The organism is Halomonas profundus (assembly GCF_020865425.1).
In the GTDB taxonomy this organism is placed as follows: domain Bacteria; phylum Pseudomonadota; class Gammaproteobacteria; order Pseudomonadales; family Halomonadaceae; genus Vreelandella; species Vreelandella titanicae.
In genome coordinates, this window is sequence record NZ_CP086344.1 from 3,377,339 (window position 1) to 3,392,967 (window position 15,629).

The following is a 15,629-nucleotide window of genomic DNA, read 5'->3' on the forward strand; positions in this document are numbered from 1 at the left end:
GGTATATTGTTTTTTGCGATGCACTCGCTTAGGCACATTGAATAAGGAGCACTCATGGTGGGCACCATTCACAAACATCATGATACCGGCTACAAGGAGCTGTTTAGCTACCCCGAATTCGTGCAACAGTTGATCGAAGGCTTTACGCCTGCTGAGATTGCTAAGCTGATGGATTTCTCCACCCTGAAGAGCCACAGCGGCAACTACATTACGCCGCTTTTTGAAGAGAAGATTGAAGATGTGGTGTGGTCGGTTGAAGTGAAATGGAAAGGCCTCACCCAACGAGTATTTCTGTATATTCTGCTGGAGTTTCAGTCCTCGGTGGATCGCACTATGCCCATTCGACTACTGCACTACGTCGCCTGTTTCTATAGCGAACTATTCAAACAGAAGATCATCACGCCCAGCCAAGGGTTGCCGCCCGTGCTCCCTGTCGTGTTGTATAACGGCTCAGAGCGATGGACGGCACCGCTAGACATCTTCGAGATGATCACCCCAGAACCGCCCGACTTTCTTCAGATTTATCAGCCCCACCTACGCTATTACCTAGTCGATGAAGGGCGCTATACTGATGAACAGCTAGGCTTAGTTCAGACACCATTAAGCGGTGTGTTCAGCGTCGAAAACGCCGGTGAGAGTTGGGAAGCCCTGCAACTAGCCGTTGATCGTATTGTGGCCATTATCAAAGCGGATCCGAACAAAGAACGCATTGATAAGGTCATCACGCGCTGGATTAAACGTCATCTGCAGTGGCTTGGTGCAGAAGTTAATCTAGAGCGGCTCAACAGTTTGGTGGAGGATAAAGACATGTTGGCAGAAAACTTAGAAAATCTGGTGCAAAAAGAGCGTCAGGAAGGGCGTCTGGAAGGGCGTCAGGAAGCCGAGCAACGTGCCTTGGAAGGCAAACGCAACGCGGCCCGAAAGCTGATCGCTCGCACCGAAATGGATGATCAAATGATCGCAGATATTGAAGAACTGCCGGTTGAAGAAGTGGAAAAGTTGCGGGCTGAGATCCAGCACTGAGCTCGCTTCCTCCCCCACTTCTCCTAATAGAAAGTCCTAACAGAAAGCCGTCTGCTGAAAGCTCTCTCGCGCAGTAACGCTAGCGTGCCATGCCAGAAGCTGCGGGTAGTCTTTTTTCCAGCTCACCTCTGGCAGCCTAAAGGCGAGATAATCCAGCGCCACTGCGGTGGCGATGTGACCCAGATTGATAGTTGAGGTCTGTTGTATTTCGCCAAGCTCACCGTCCAGCTGCTTTAATAGCCGCTGAATGGCCCGCGAACGCCTCTGCCCCAGCTCGCTATCATCAATCCCCTTGCCGTAATGCTTTCTGGCAATCACGGTATTGAACGCGGCATCCATCAGGTTTTGGCCCAGCCCCGCCAGGTGCAGCACATCCCCTAGTTTGGCTGCTGGTAGCATTGGCTTGTTGGGGCTAACGCTATCCAGGTAAACGGCAATCAGCATTGATTCGCTAAGCGTGGTGCCCTCCTCCGTTACCAGCACGGGAATACGCCCGGCGGGGTTGGCTTTTAACAGATCTACATCATCTGCCCAGGGGTCGCACCACTTTAGCGTCACGGCGTCCGCCAAGTCTTTTTCCAGTAACACGATGCGCACCAGGCGCGCATAGGGCGAGGTTGCGTTTAGGTAGAGTTCCATTATTGCTTCCCGTGGTGTGTAAAGTGCTTTGAAGAGTGCTGTGTAGCGTGCTTTGTAAGTTGTTGGGCAGAAAGATGCGAGTGGCGCTGCTGTATGCCACGGCTAAGCAGCACCAGCAAAAAGCCAGCGACGAGGATGAGGCCGCTGATGGCAAACAGTGGCGTGTAGCTGCCCCAAGCGCCATAAAGCGCGGACATGGCATAGCCCGCCACTGCCTGGGCGGCTGCAAAGGCGGCGGTGGCTTGCCCCCAGAGCTTCTTGTGGGCGGTTGGCCCTACCAACTCAGCAAGGCGGCCAGAAGTGAGTGCCACAATACCGGGGATCATTGCCCCTACCATGAAGGAGGAAACCGACTGGCTGAGCAGTGCAAGCGAGAACACCGGCAGCAAGACAGCGGCGGCCTTCGCCGCAAAGGCGATCATCAAGCCACCCTGCCAGCCCACTCGATGCGCCAGTACGCCCACCATGAACGGCCCACACAAGGCGCCTAACCCGAAGATACCCCACTGCAATGAAGCCGCTTGATTGCCCAGGGCGTTTTCCCTGGCGAGATAGTCCACCCAGAACACGGTATGGGGCACAAAGCCAATCGCATCCAGGGCATAAGCACCAATGACAAGCAGCACAACGACCTTTACACCCGCATACCCTGTGGAGCTATTACCCACCGAGCTAGCCGTTATGGGTGAGGTTAAGTGCGCCACTCCCCAGTCGCACAAAAGGCCAGCGGCAATACAGAGCAGCCCCAGCGTGCCCCAGGTGACTGTCAGGCTTAACCCAAGAAGTAACGGTACGATGAAGGCCGAAAGCAGTGCCCCAAAGCCAATACCGGTAAACACCATGGCACCAACACGCGTTCGCCTTTCAGGTGGTGTGGCCGCCAACGCCAGCGAGGGGCCAACGACCATTAAGATGGCCCCGGCAATGCCCGACACCAACCGCCAGAAGAAGAACCAGAGGAAACCACCTGCCCCGGCGCAGAGCACAAAGCTTAGCGCGATACCCGCAAAGCTTGCGGCCATCACCAAGCGAGGAGAAAAGCGCTCACTCAGCGAGTGAGCTACGAGTGCACCGATAAAATACCCCAGCAGGTTGGCGGCCCCCAGGTAGGCGCCTTGGCTCGCGGTAAACCAACCCTCTTGAATAATCGCAGGCAATAGCGGCGTATAGGCGAAGCGCGCAATGCCAATCCCCGCCAGGGTCGCCATTATCCCTGTCATCAGGGCGGGCAGGTCGTGGCTAGTGAGTGTTCGAGTCATCATGTGGTGTCCTTTTCGTGCCGCCTTTCGGGCAAGGTGGGCAGCGCGTTAGTACACAACCAGACTACGCGTGAGGAGCTATTTCTAGAAACGATTAGTTTTGATCGCTATTATCTTGTTTAAAGATAGCCTGACAGGGAGACGGCGTGTGCAATTGAAATCACTTCGACTATTCATGGCCGTAGCCGAAACCGGCAGCTTCGTGACGGCGGCTAAGCAGCTGCACACGGTGCAATCCAATGTGACGGCCCACATCAAGAAACTTGAGGAAGAGTTAGGCGTACAGCTGATTCACCGTGCAGGACGCGTTCGCCCTACCAGTGCCGGATCGGCGCTGGTGGAGTACGCCGAGCGCATGCTGACAGCCCACGACGAAGCGGTATCGCTGTTCAAAGGCCAAGAGAAGGCGTGTGGGCGGCTGCGTATAGGCGCCATGGAGACCACGACGGCGTTGCGCCTTCCGCCGATACTGGCGGCGTACCACGCAGCGCAGCCTGACGTTGATATCCAGATAAAGACCGGGCCCACGGCTGAGCTGGTCGAGTTGTTGCTTAACGGGCAGGTGGACTGTGTCTTCGTGGCCGGGCGACTCGAGCATGGCCGCTACCACTTGCTCAAAGCATTTAGCGAGCAGCTTGTCTTAGTCGGCTCAACACCTATGACGAGAATGCCCTCTTCACAAGAACTGCTGACGTCTGCTTTCTTGGCGTTTCGCCAGGGGTGCAGCTACCGCCAGCGTATTGAGCTGTTGCTGGCTTCCTACGGCGTCAATGCAGGCCGGATTTTTGAGTTCGGCTCCCTGGACGCGATGCTTGGCTGCGTTGCTGCCGGGATGGGTTACACGGTGCTACCCCGTGGGACGGTTGAAGCCCACCAGCACCGGTTCGGGATTCATACGCTGGAACTGCCCACGTCCATCGCCAATGTCGATACCTATTTTGTCGCCCCCGAACCAGAGTCCTGGACACCCGCCCTGGCAAGCTTCGCTGAAACGTTGCGTGACGCGGTGGTGGTGGATGAGCCTCAGCTTACAGCGTCGTGAGGTGGGTGGCTGCCTGATCAATGAAGTTGATCAAAGACTTCCGGGCGTTGTTCAGCAATACGCAAAAGAGCAATGGCCGGGCCCTGTGGCTCTCTACGGCCTTGTTCCCAGTCCTGAAGGGTACGTATGCTTACTCCCAGAAGCCCTGCGAAGGCCGATTGAGATAGGTTCAGTTTCAACCGAATCATTTTGGGTGGCGAGGGCTCTGCTAACTCGTTAGTGCGCAGCGCTCCCCTACCTTTCTTGAAATGTTTTATCTCATTAATGCCGTCGAGTATCTCTGCTCCAAGATTTCTTTTAACCATTTTTGATTGCCTCCGCTATCTGCTTGAGCATGTGCCCAGGGATACTGGCGCGCTCCGTTTTACTATACAGCGTGAGCATCCATATCTCGTGGTCAGATTTCTTCCAATAATAGATAGCTCGGATACCGCCACTCTTTCCCGAACCTGTTGATGACCAACGAACTTTACGAACACCACCCGACCCTTTAATAAGGTCGCCCGCATCTGGTTTCTGCAACAAATACGTTTGCAGCCCACGGTACTCCTCATCCGTAAGATAACTCGGTAATAGCTTGGTGAACGTAGACGTTTCGATGAATAGCATTGCTTAAATATACGGCTTTGCCGTATAAAAAACAAGACTGGATCGGCTCCAGATATCTACCTTGTACGGCTTCTAGAAAACGCTGTGTCAGCACTAGATTTTCCAAAAATAGTGCTGGACTGCTCCATCTTATTGGCTAACACCGGCTTACCGTTGTAGCAGGCCTCAAACTCCTCGGTCACTTTAAAACCATATTGCTGATAGAGCGCTTTTGCCGCCACGTTGCTTCTTGCGACGCAGAGCGTAACGGGTCTTCCGATCCAGGCAATCATATGACCAAACAGTTGATTACCGACGCCTTGGCGGCGAAAAAGCGGGTGAACAAGCAGCGTGCGAATCTCATTTTCGTAAACTGCCCCGTACCCACGAATGCCCTTATCAGCATAAACAAATATCACTGATTCCATCAGCCCTCGTAGGCGCTCCTCGTCTTGCCGAAGCGGTATCAGCTCAAACGGGCCTCGCTCAAACCGGAACTCATCTAGCTTGGCGAGGGTGTAAATTTCCTCTATGGCTTCAAAATCCTGGTCTTCAAATACTCTTATCATCGTTTTGGTAAAAAAATCAGGTAAGTAGCACGTCTAATAATTGCTGTAGAAGCCTTCATGCTGACAGCAGAGGATTAACTCCTATAGCTCATTCGATCATACAAACACCTGGAGTTGCCTAAGGCTGTTGGATGAACTACAGCTCACTGCGTCGTGCATGGGGTAGCTGGCTGATCAGTGAAGTTGATCAAAGACCTCCCGGGGTTGTTTGCGGCCTGCTGCCATATTTATTAACTTAAGGCCAAGGAACAGGTACAGTCCCAGCTAACGCATCCTCCAACTCCTCATGAAATTGTGGGTCATCAAGCACTTCCTTCGCTAATGTAGAAATTTCGGCTGCTTCTACTTCGCGGTCATTAACCACAAGAACTGCAACTAATGTCGCTGCTTTATTGCGAAATGAATTAATATAGAAATCGGATCTAGAAGTATTAGAATCTGAGTTGTTAGCGCTTAGCATGCCGCTTTCAAAGCTATGCTTCATACGTAGAAAGTCATGCTGTGGATTGACGTATTTCACATACAGTTCATATTCTTTACCCTTGATCAACGCCGGTTGCGCGAAATTGAAAGCTCTATTGGCAGCCTCTGGTTGCTCCGAGTCGAGGAGTTTAAAGATTTCCGTTGTCTTTGAATCCTCATTGAGAACTGCATTTATTGATACAAGATCGCGAAATGCATTTCGATCATACTCTTCATTGATCAACTTAGTGATCAGGCCTCCTCTCACCTGAAGAAGTTCATCCATGGCCGGTGGATATTCTTGTCCGAGCCTCACCCAGTCATAAAGTGCAAATGATGTTCTGACTGCAGAGATACTTTCATCTATTTGCTCTGCATTCTCGTGAAACCAAATATGCTTTTCCAGCGCAGACTCGTACCGCTTGGCCTGCATATCCAGTCGCGCCTCATGTAAGATCTGAAGCAAATCAGGATTATCAGGTGGAGTCCAATCAGTTGCTACCGCTTGAGCCGATATGAAAAAAAACAACATGATGGCGACAAAAAATCGAGCTAACTGCATTTTGCATTCCTTGCGATAAAAAGATGTTACTAGACGCGCAGTGTTCGCGCGTCTGCTCGCTCTACCATTAAATAAAGCCTGGGGATAAGCTCACTGCTCAAACACTCAATACCTATAGCTGCCACTATCTCAACAAATGCTATCCAGCCCTAACGGCATGTATTGTTGGCTCACTCTATTAGACTCTCGCTCAACGCGACGAGGTCTTCAGCCACAAAATCCCATGCTTCTTCTGCTTCTAAATCTTTGCTCTGTTGGGGGCCATATTCTGTACGACGGGATATAAACGCTGTTTTCATTCCTAATGCACGGGCAGCACGCAGGTCAGCATTATGCGCCGCACACAGCATTACCTCTTCAGGCGGTAGGCGTAGCAGACGGCAAGCGCCTAAATAAACCTCCGAATCAGGCTTGTAGTGCTCGAATAACTCGGCGCAAAAAATCATATCCCAGGGTAGCTTGGCGTGACGGGCAACATCGACCATTAATGAGACATTACCGTTGGTCAGTGTTGCGATGATGGTGTGCTCTTTCAAGCGCTGTAGGCCATGTGGGACATCGGACCAGGGCTCTAATTGGTGCCAAAAGTAATTGACGCGATCAATGGTCGCTTCGTCTAGCGCAATCCCATGTTGATTGAGTAGTTTGACTAAGCTTTCTCGATGCAGATCATCTAATACCGTCCAGGGGATTTCCCCTCTGCGTACCCTGTCCATGGAAGGCGCATAAAGCTGACGCCATTGATCAGCCAGCACTTCACTAGGCAGCTCAATCCCCAGATCTTTCTCTAGCTCATTGAACTGATGAATCAAACTGGAGCGCCAATCAACAATAGTGCCAAATACGTCAAACACGATCGCTTTCATTAATTTCTCCTTGCCGCTGGATGGTCATTAATAGCCCCAATAACGTCATGGCGATCAGCAGACTCCAGCCGAGCATAAAACTGTCACTTATATCTAACAGCCACCCAAGGAGTGGTGGTATCGATACAATCGCCAGTTGGTTAATCGCCATAGCCAATCCCAGTACAAAACCGGTTTTATCAGCAGGTGCAGACTCAGCCACATAAGCTACCCAAGGGCCGTACCAACCAAAACCAAAAAAGCCCAGCCAGGCCATCAAACCGCTCAGCATGAGCGTTGAGTGTAGCGGCAGCCAAACCAATACCAGCAGCCCTACTATTACCGCCACCATGCACACCATTACCGGAAAATAGCGCGAGCGACAGCGGTCGCTCCAGGCCGCCAACAAAATACGCCCGGCTATCCCAGCCCCCTGGGCTACGAATAGCAAAGTCGCCGCCTGCAGTACCTCCATCTGCAAACGACTATGCAGATAGAGCACGGTAAAAATCAAAATGCCGTACTGAACCGAGATCAAACTAATACCGGACGCCATGATCTGTTTCATGGCCGGCTCACGAATCATCGCCAGTCGCGATAAGACGACTTTTTTTACGCTACCTTCAGAGGCTCTTGCAACCGGCACCACGCCACCCGGGGCACGGTAAAAGAGCATAAAGACCAACGCCCCGAAGATCGCAATCAGCCCACCCACCAGAAAAGAGGCGCGCCACCCCCAGGTGATCGCAACTGTTGGCAGTATAATCGCCGCCAGCGCACCACCCAGCGGCAATCCCGCCTGACGAATCCCCATGGCAAAGCCGCGCTGGGATTTATCAAACCAAGCGGCTACCGATTTGCTACCGCCGGGTTGGGCGGTACTGTAGCCTGCCCCTACGATGACCAAAAACAGCAGCATGGCCCAGTAACTCTCCGCCAGCACGGCAGCGCTAAGCGCAATGCCCACAACGAGGGTTCCCACCCCTACCACCAAACGCTCACTGAATCTGTCTAGCAACTCTCCGGCAACCAACAGCCCAACCAACGGCACCAGCTGAGCCGCCGAGACCAGCGTCCCAATCTGAAATGCAGAGAGCGCCATATCTGCCTGTATATAAACGCTGATGGCGCCGATGCCTTGAACGAAAAAGCATGCCGCTGCTTGAGCCAGGGTGGCTATCAGCAAAATGATCCAGCGGTAATGTCGGCTAGCAGTCATCGGCGGCACGGTTGTCATGTAAGTTCAGATTTTAGTCAGGCCTTCTTCACAAAATGGGCGGTCACCATCATGTCGCCGACGCCGTCGACCTTGCAGTCCAGTTGGTGATCCTTGCTATCCAAGAGCCGCTTGATAACGGCTTTGGTGCCCACCTTGAGTACCAGTGAGCTGCCTTTGACCTTGAGGTCTTTGATCATCGTTACCTTATCGCCTTCCGCTAACAGCGTGCCATGGGCATCTTTTACCGTCACGGTGTCTTCCACCTCAGTCTCAGAAGGGTTCCATTCGTGGGCGCACTCGGGGCAGATGAACAGGCTTTGATCCTGATAGACAAATTCGGATTGGCAATGGGGGCAAGGTGGGCACGACATGAATGATGACTTCTGTGGTTTGGTTTAGGCTGCTTATGATACTGAGCCTGTATACCCTTGGCGAATGCCTTCACGCCTAACCAGGAAAGGAGAACCAAGATGAACAAACGTGACCTGGAAGCAACCTACCGTGATTACATCACCTGCCTCAATAATCAGGATTGGACGAACCTTGACCAGTTCGTGCATAACGATGTCCACCACAACAGCAGGCGCCTAGGCGTTGATGGCTATCGCGCCATGCTGGAAGCCGATTATGAACAGATACCAGATCTTCACTTCAACATTGAGCTTTTGACCGTTGATCCACCCTATGTCGCGTGCAGGTTGCGATTCGATGTCACACCCAAAGGTAGCTTCCTCGGCCTTGCGGTGGACGGCAAAAAAGTGACGTTTTGCGAGAACGCGTTCTACCTCTTCCGTGATAATAAGATTCAGGAAGTCTGGTCGGTGATCGACAAGACAGCAATAGAAGCTCAGCTGGATTGAGGCTCCAAATGCCACCCTTGTTCGGTTGCCAGCAGGCGGTCTGTCAGGGCGAGGTTTTCCAGAAACGCATCATCATGGGATACCACTACTAACGCGCCTTGGTAACTGCGCAACAGCGTTTCCAGCGCTTGTGCCGATGGCAGGTCGAGGTGGTTATTTGGCTCATCCAGCAGCAATAGTTGCGGTGGCGAGTCGGCGTAGAGGAGGCAGGCCAGTGCTCCTTTCAGACGTTCACCTCCGCTTAATAGTCCGCTGGGTGTGGTGATCTTCTGCGCGTCCAGGCCTAGTTGGGCCAGTAGCATACGCAACTCGCCTTCCGTCGTTGAGCGGTTAGCCATTTGCAACTGTTCGAGCACAGTTTTATCCGGCTCAAGATTCGCTAGTCGCTGGTCGAGATAGACGCTTTTAGAGGTTACTTTGCAGGTTCCGGATAATGGCTCAATTTGACCTGCAAGCACACGAAGCAGCGTGGATTTACCGCAGCCGTTGGGGCCGACAACCCCTATGCGCTGTTGCCCTCTCAGCTGTAGGCGAATGTGACGAGTGGCTCCCATGACGAACGGTAGCTCTACCCTCTCCAATTCTGCCAAACTGCGCTTTGTGGCCTGATTAACGGGTATCCCATGCAGGGTGATGTGCGCTTCGTTTTCAACCTGCTTTGCCGCTTCCCGCACGCGCTGGTTAAGCTGATCACGGCTGGCTGCCTGCTTTTGGCGCAATGCGCCGGTGGAGTTCTCGCTGCGCTCTTTCTGACCATCCAGCAGTATCTTGGCCTGGTTGGCTTCCTTGCCCTGCCGATTTCCGCGGGCCTGCCGTTTCTCCTGGCGTTCACGCTGCTTACGCATCGCCCTTTCTTGGCGTTGGCGCTCTAGCTTGTGTCTATTGAGTTGGTCAATCGCATTTTGCTGCTCGTGTGCTTTCGCCTCTGCATAGAAGGTGTAGTTGCCGCCATAACTGTGCAGCCCTGAGGGGGTCAGTTCTACGATACGCTCCATGGCTTCCAGCAATTGCCGGTCATGGCTGATCACAATCAGCCCACGCGGCCAGCGTTGCAGTTGTTCAATGAGTGCTTGGCGGTTTGGTCGGTCGAGATGGTTGCTTGGCTCATCAAGAATCAGGAAATCAGCATTCGAGAGCATGGCGCCCATTAAGGCAACCCGCATGGCTTCCCCACCGCTCAGTGTGTTGGCCGGTGTTGTGACTTCAAGATAGCCCAAACCGTTGCGTTCAAGTTCATGGCGAAACCGCTGGGGCATATCCCAGCGGTCATCGACTGCTTCAAAATCCTCTGGTGCGGTGCTGCCAGCTTCAATGCGCGCCAATGCGTCCAGGGTTGTTCGAATGCCTGCGAGATCGGCGACAGAAGCCCCCTTCGACTGGGCCACTTGCTGGGCAAGGTAATGCACGCTATTGGGGCAGTGACAATAGCCAGCGGTTGGTTGCAACAAACCCGCGAGAATTTGGGCTAAAACTGTTTTACCCACACCATTGCGACCCACCAGCCCCGTGGGGCGTGTGTCGAACTGCTCGTGAAGGTCGGTGAAAAGCGGTCTGCCATCCTGCAAAACGTAGGAGACACCTTTTAAGGTGAGATGGGTAGTGGTCATAGTTGATTCCAGCGATGCCAAGTACTCCCCCTGCTTTAGGGGCTAATGGAGACTGGCCGTTATTGCAACGGCGGGCATCAATGGCTCATTGGACAACTACCTCTGCTTAACGTGGAAAGACGTACCATCATACAAATAATGACGGCGAACCAACAAGGTTATGACAGTCCTGGTCTAGATATTTGAATTATCCCCATTAACAAACGAGTAAAGAAAATATCAGATCGGTAGGCTCAGAATTTTCTTGCGGAGGCTTTCGGCTCACAAAAAAGCGCCCTGGCTGGGCGCTTCATGGTTGCTTCAGGCGTTTAGAAAGATGCCCATTCTTCGGTCTCTTTTTTACTACCGAGAACATGAGTCGGCAAGCCTTTACTAGCCCGAGGCTGGCTGTCGCGCGGTCTTGGCGTAGCGGGTAGCGCGCGTTGGTTTTGGCCATTGGTCGCTCCTCTAAAGAACGACACCTCGTTCAACAACGCCTCTGCTTGGCTTTGCAGTGAACGCCCCGCCGAGCTGGACTCTTCCACCAGACTCGCGTTCTGCTGGGTGACACTGTCCATTTGCGAGACGGCGGTGTTGACCTGATCGATACCCTGGGCCTGCTCGCGGCTGGCGGTGGCAATCTCACCCATCAACACCGAGACACGCTTAACGCCATGAACGATACCTTCAAGCGACTTACCTGCTTGGTTGACCAGGTTTGAGCCGGTGTCCACTTGGCCGATACTCTCTTCGACGAGCTTTTTGATGTCTTTGGCGGCGTCAGCACTGCGCCCTGCTAGGTTGCGCACTTCGTTGGCCACCACCGCAAAGCCGCGCCCTTGCTCGCCCGCACGGGCGGCTTCTACCGAGGCGTTCAGCGCCAGCAAATTGGTCTGGAAGGCAATTTGATCGATCAACCCGACGATACCGGAGATCTTACGGCTTGAGATGTTGATGTCTTCCATCGCTTTGACGGCTTGCTCGGCGATCTCCCCCCCGGCGTTGGCTTGCTGGCTGACGTCATATACGAGTTTATCGGCTTCGGCAGCATTGTCTGCGTTCTGACGCACGGTCGAGGTAATTTCATCCATCGAGGCCGCGGTCTCTTCGATGTTTGAGGCCTGCTCCTGAGTACGGCGGCTAAGATCGTCGGTGCCTAGCACGATTTCGTCAGCGGCCACATTCACAGACTCGGCGTTATGACGAACGGACATGACCACCTGCGAGAACTTGCTTTCCATGCTCTTTAACGCCCGAAGCATCACACCAAACTCATCTTTGCATGTGACGTCAATCTCGTTATCAAGCCTTCCTTCAGCCATGGCGTTGGCGAGTGCTTGTGCCTTGCCCAGCGGCGTCATGATGCCGCGGATCAACCATATAGCGAGCAGAATTCCGAAGATGACAGCCGCCGCCATCACCCCAATAACGAAATTGCGCGTCCAAACATAATCACTTGAGGATTGTTGGTTATTTGCAGCGGCTTGAGTGCTGTTACGGTCGATGAGCCCCTGGATCGCCGTTAGCACCTTTGGATATTCTGCGCGTAGCGTGGTGGTGGCAATCTCTCTTGCAGCATCGAAATCATTGCCGATCATTGCCGCGTTAATGTCATCAATACCGGCGCGAAGACTGGTCAGCGACGCAATAAACTCATTAGCGATGGCACGTTCTTGATCATCGGAGACACGATCAGGAAAGTAATCATTCCAGGCAGCATCGATAATAGCGTCGTTCTCAGCGACCTCCTGCTTCGTGGTAATGGCAGATGCTGGATTCCGATCACGCTGTTCGGCCGTTACTTTCACCCGGTTGCCGAGCAGGGCTTGGTTGATCTGAGTAAGGTTACCCAAGGTGAGCACGTTCCCCTCATAGGTTCTATTGAGGGCATCGTTGGTGTTGCTGAGGCTGTAGAGACCGATAGTACCGACGACGATTAACATCAGGATGCACGCGCCTAAACTCACGGCAAGCCGCAGTTTGACGCTTCGATTCAGAAGTAGCATGGAAAGATCTCGTAGAAGCCCGCAGCACTTTTCTTTGGGCAGGTGGAAGCCATCTCGGTAACTGCAAGTGTTCATACAGAACGTATCCTGCTAGTCACCGTTTAGCATTATCGGCTCACGTTCAGAAACATTGAGTATTTATCTTAAAAATCGCCAATACCTTGTGCGACCCCATGCCAACCGACCCGGTGTAGTCTCACGTGCGTCAACCCAACCCCATAACGTATAAAGCGCTACTAAAACTAAACGTTATGGTTATCTCCATTCACGAACGAATAGAGCAAAATATCAGATCGGTAGGCCCAGCCTTGATGAGCCCAGAACTTCTGGGCGGCTTCGTTCTCGGGAAGAATCATCAAGTGCGATTTCAGGATGCCTTCGCTCTCCAGCGCTTCCAGGCAGAGGTTTACCAGCCGTGTGGCGATACCTAACCGACGGTGAGAATTCGCTACCGATAAGTGCTGAACATAGCCGCGCTTGCCATCGTGGCCCGCCATGATCGTGCCCACCAGTTCCCCTTCCACTTCTGCCACAAAGCTCAGGCCAGGATTGCGCAGCAGGTATTTTTCGATGCCTGCCCGTGAATCGGCATCGCGCAGCCGCACGCCTTCACTTTCGCTCCACAGAGCAATGGCGGCTTCATAGTCGTTGATGGTCATGGTGCGGTAGTGCATCAGGCGGTTCTCATTGGGTGGCGGCATCATTTTGTTCGTTCTGCTCGTCAGGGTTGTTGAAGTGATCCTTCTGCTCTGCCCATTTCAATAAGGCATCCAGCGCCGGGCAGAGCGTTTGCCCCCATTCGGTAAGGCGGTATTCCACTTTCGGCGGCACCTGGGGATAGACCTTTCGGGCCACAATGCCATCCGCTTCCAGTTGGCGCAGCTGTTGGGCGAGCATTTTCTGGGAGATGTCAGGGATGAGTTTTCCGAAATCGGAGTAGCGCTGCACTTTTCCATCGAACAGATGAAAGAGAATAATGAGCTTCCAGCGCCCTTCCAGCATTTTTAATACATTTTCCACATCGCTTGCGGCGGTAGTGGGCGTATAAATCTTTCTCATTGGTAAGCCACTTACCTTTTTGTGCGTTCTTGATAACGCGTCAGTCTAGGCAGAATATTCTCTCACATTAACTTACGAGAGATGACCATCATGAGCTTGTCACTGCCAGACGCGATCACTACTTACTTCAGCATCAGCAACGGTGCGGAGGCCTCCCACATTGCGGATTGCTTCACTCAAGATGCCTGTGTGTTTGACGAAGGAGAGACGCATCGCGGGCGCACCGCTATTCAAGCTTGGATGCGCGCCACCCGTGACAAGATTGAGTATAGCGTCGAGCCGGTCAGTGTTTCCCAACAAGGCAACACGATGGTGGTTACCGCGACCGTGACCGGCAACTTCCCCGGCAGCCCGGTTCAACTTGACCACGCTTTCCAGCTTGCCGATACGCAAATCCAGTCATTGGAGATCCACTAATGAACCTGAACTTGAACGGGCGACGCGTATTGATCACCGGCGGTAGCAAAGGGGTTGGCGCGGCCGCGGTGGCACTCTTTCGCGAGGAAGGCGCGCAAGTGCTAACAACCGCCCGTACTCGCCCCGCCGACCTGCCCGATGAGCTGTTTGTAACCGCTGACCTGACGACGACCGAAGGCTGTGCCACGGTAGCCGATGCGGTCAACGAACGCTTGGGTGGCGTGGATATTATCGTTCATGTGCTGGACGGTTCATCAGCGCCCGGCGGCGGCTTCGCAGCCCTTGGGGAGGAGGAGTGGCAGCGAGAGCTCGACATCAACCTGTTTCCCGCCGTGCGGCTGGATCGCGCCCTGCTGCCCGGCATGCTGGCCCAAGGCGATGGGGTGATTATCCACGTGACCTCCATTCAGCGTGAACTCCCCCTGCCCGAATCAACCACGGCTTACGCGGCGGCTAAAGCAGCGCTCTCCACCTATAGCAAGAGCTTGTCCAAGGAAGTGTCACCCAAAGGGGTGCGTGTGGTTCGGGTGTCGCCGGGCTGGATCGAGACGGAAGCCGCCGTTGCGCTGGCCGAGCGAATCGCCCAACAGGCCGGCACCGATTACGCAGGCGGCAAGCAGATCATCATGGAATCGCTGGGTGGCATCCCGATCGGCCGCCCCTCGAAGCCTGCGGAAGTAGCCAACCTGATTGGGTTTCTGGCATCACCGCTGGCAGCCACTATCACGGGAACGGAGTACGTGATTGATGGCGGCACCGTGCCCGTCGCTTGAGAATGGCGGTGAAATGGCGCTTGCCTATCTTATGGCGCGAATATCGTCGATATCGACGGGTCTTGAGAGCACGGTCTTATAGCGAATCAAGTCTTCCTTCAACATCAAGGGAAGCTCCAGGCCCAGTACACTGGCAGTTTCATAGCGGTCAAACTCTATATTAAGTGGCACCCAGACTTGGCTGGCTGCATCAAAAATTTGCGCGCCGTCGGCGTTGCCAACCTCCACCTTGATGCCTTCATACTTGAACTGGACATAGGTTAAATCCCAGCCCTCCTCGCAGTAGTGCGTAGCGGGCTTGGATATGTTCGCTTGGCCAGCCTGCACCACCGTCAAAAAGTGCTCGCCGGGTACGAACAGGTCAATATCGTTCAACGCTCGTTCAGAGCCATACCCCTTTGCTGCGAGCCCTCCGCAGATTTGAAAAGGGATATTTTTGTCTCTCAGTAATTCCACTATCCATTGAGCCGCTAACTGATGCACGTCTTCTCCTTCTTTTTACATATAGCACCAAGGTTATCACGCCGGTTTTGCACAACCGCAAAGGCTCGCGAGGTTAGCTCCCCCCATCATAATCTACCTGGTCACTAACCTGACACTGAGCGCTTATTCTCACAGCCGATTAGCAATTATGTACAAGCATTGAGAGGTAGCGATGGCATAAGCTAGGTGGCGTGACTAATCAGGAGGGAGCGGCATGAATAACGCAAGCCGGTTTCA

The 15,629-nt window shown here is 53.4% G+C and carries 18 protein-coding genes; 5 read left to right on the top strand and 13 right to left on the bottom strand.

The genetic code is table 11. The annotated features are described in order from the left end of the window. The first annotated feature begins 54 nt into the window (after nucleotides 1–54). Nucleotides 55–1,023 (top strand): Rpn family recombination-promoting nuclease/putative transposase, encoded by a 969-nt coding sequence (locus LMS44_RS15355; RefSeq protein ID WP_233974253.1) that lies wholly within the window; start codon nucleotides 55–57, stop codon nucleotides 1,021–1,023. Between the two features lie 36 nt (nucleotides 1,024–1,059). Here LMS44_RS15355 and LMS44_RS15360 read toward each other — a convergent pair whose 3' ends face one another. Beyond that, a complete protein-coding gene (locus tag LMS44_RS15360; protein ID WP_498945578.1) occupies nucleotides 1,060–1,662 on the bottom strand; it encodes a glutathione S-transferase N-terminal domain-containing protein in 603 nt (200 codons plus the stop codon). Next, entirely contained in the window at nucleotides 1,662–2,924 is a 1,263-nt protein-coding gene (locus tag LMS44_RS15365) for an MFS transporter (RefSeq protein ID WP_498945580.1), read from the bottom strand. The genes LMS44_RS15360 and LMS44_RS15365 overlap by 1 nt, the downstream gene beginning before the upstream one ends. Before the next feature lie 145 nt (nucleotides 2,925–3,069). Between LMS44_RS15365 and LMS44_RS15370 the strand changes: the two genes are divergently transcribed. Beyond that, nucleotides 3,070–3,963, top strand: coding sequence for a LysR family transcriptional regulator (locus tag LMS44_RS15370; RefSeq protein WP_022522636.1), 894 nt, complete (start codon nucleotides 3,070–3,072; stop codon nucleotides 3,961–3,963). Nucleotides 3,964–3,980: 17 nt separating this feature from the next. Here the strand turns inward: LMS44_RS15370 and LMS44_RS15375 are convergent, their stop codons facing one another. The 6 genes from LMS44_RS15375 to LMS44_RS15400 all read right to left on the bottom strand — a co-directional run bounded on the left by LMS44_RS15375 (nucleotide 3,981) and on the right by LMS44_RS15400 (nucleotide 8,579). Further along, a complete protein-coding gene (locus tag LMS44_RS15375) occupies nucleotides 3,981–4,268 on the bottom strand; it encodes a helix-turn-helix domain-containing protein (RefSeq protein WP_022522635.1) in 288 nt (95 codons plus the stop codon). A gap of 360 nt (nucleotides 4,269–4,628) precedes the next feature. Then, entirely contained in the window at nucleotides 4,629–5,120 is a 492-nt protein-coding gene (locus tag LMS44_RS15380) for a GNAT family N-acetyltransferase (RefSeq protein WP_022522633.1), read from the bottom strand. Between the two features lie 235 nt (nucleotides 5,121–5,355). Next, entirely contained in the window at nucleotides 5,356–6,144 is a 789-nt protein-coding gene (locus tag LMS44_RS15385) for a hypothetical protein (protein ID WP_498945584.1), read from the bottom strand. Nucleotides 6,145–6,314: 170 nt separating this feature from the next. Continuing rightward, entirely contained in the window at nucleotides 6,315–7,010 is a 696-nt protein-coding gene (locus tag LMS44_RS15390; RefSeq protein WP_498945586.1) for an HAD family hydrolase, read from the bottom strand. After that, nucleotides 6,991–8,226, bottom strand: a complete 1,236-nt coding sequence (locus LMS44_RS15395; protein ID WP_498945588.1) for an MFS transporter — start codon at nucleotides 8,224–8,226, stop codon at nucleotides 6,991–6,993. The genes LMS44_RS15390 and LMS44_RS15395 overlap by 20 nt, the downstream gene beginning before the upstream one ends. Nucleotides 8,227–8,243: 17 nt before the next feature. Next, complete coding sequence (locus LMS44_RS15400) at nucleotides 8,244–8,579, bottom strand: zinc ribbon domain-containing protein YjdM (protein WP_190372880.1); 336 nt, start codon at nucleotides 8,577–8,579, stop codon at nucleotides 8,244–8,246. A 99-nt stretch (nucleotides 8,580–8,678) separates the two neighbouring features. Between LMS44_RS15400 and LMS44_RS15405 the strand changes: the two genes are divergently transcribed. Continuing rightward, a complete protein-coding gene (locus tag LMS44_RS15405) occupies nucleotides 8,679–9,068 on the top strand; it encodes an ester cyclase (protein ID WP_498945590.1) in 390 nt (129 codons plus the stop codon). On the opposite strand, the gene LMS44_RS15410 is transcribed toward LMS44_RS15405, so the two are convergent. The 4 genes from LMS44_RS15410 to LMS44_RS15425 all read right to left on the bottom strand — a co-directional run bounded on the left by LMS44_RS15410 (nucleotide 9,056) and on the right by LMS44_RS15425 (nucleotide 13,719). Beyond that, nucleotides 9,056–10,675, bottom strand: coding sequence for an ABC-F family ATP-binding cassette domain-containing protein (locus LMS44_RS15410; RefSeq protein WP_498945592.1), 1,620 nt, complete (start codon nucleotides 10,673–10,675; stop codon nucleotides 9,056–9,058). The genes LMS44_RS15405 and LMS44_RS15410 overlap by 13 nt on opposite strands. A 308-nt stretch (nucleotides 10,676–10,983) precedes the next feature. Then, nucleotides 10,984–12,660: a methyl-accepting chemotaxis protein gene (locus LMS44_RS15415; RefSeq protein WP_190372877.1), complete on the bottom strand. Its 1,677-nt coding sequence runs from the start codon at nucleotides 12,658–12,660 to the stop codon at nucleotides 10,984–10,986. Between the two features lie 242 nt (nucleotides 12,661–12,902). Then, on the bottom strand, nucleotides 12,903–13,361 hold the full coding sequence (locus LMS44_RS15420; RefSeq protein WP_223827917.1) for a GNAT family N-acetyltransferase: 459 nt from the start codon (nucleotides 13,359–13,361) through the stop codon (nucleotides 12,903–12,905). Continuing rightward, the gene (locus tag LMS44_RS15425) at nucleotides 13,345–13,719 is read right to left on the bottom strand and encodes a winged helix-turn-helix transcriptional regulator (protein ID WP_144810790.1); all 375 of its coding nucleotides are present in this window, start codon (nucleotides 13,717–13,719) and stop codon (nucleotides 13,345–13,347) included. Before LMS44_RS15425 ends, LMS44_RS15420 begins: the two co-directional genes overlap by 17 nt. Before the next feature lie 90 nt (nucleotides 13,720–13,809). On the opposite strand from LMS44_RS15425, the gene LMS44_RS15430 reads away from it, so the two are divergent. Continuing rightward, nucleotides 13,810–14,136, top strand: coding sequence for a nuclear transport factor 2 family protein (locus tag LMS44_RS15430; RefSeq protein ID WP_498945595.1), 327 nt, complete (start codon nucleotides 13,810–13,812; stop codon nucleotides 14,134–14,136). Further along, nucleotides 14,136–14,909 carry an SDR family oxidoreductase gene (locus LMS44_RS15435; protein WP_498945597.1) on the top strand — a complete coding sequence of 258 codons (774 nt, stop codon included), beginning with the start codon at nucleotides 14,136–14,138 and terminating at the stop codon, nucleotides 14,907–14,909. Before LMS44_RS15430 ends, LMS44_RS15435 begins: the two co-directional genes overlap by 1 nt. A gap of 24 nt (nucleotides 14,910–14,933) precedes the next feature. On the opposite strand, the gene LMS44_RS15440 is transcribed toward LMS44_RS15435, so the two are convergent. Further along, the gene (locus LMS44_RS15440) at nucleotides 14,934–15,392 is read right to left on the bottom strand and encodes a nucleotidyltransferase (RefSeq protein WP_498945599.1); all 459 of its coding nucleotides are present in this window, start codon (nucleotides 15,390–15,392) and stop codon (nucleotides 14,934–14,936) included. Nucleotides 15,393–15,629 lie beyond the last annotated feature (237 nt).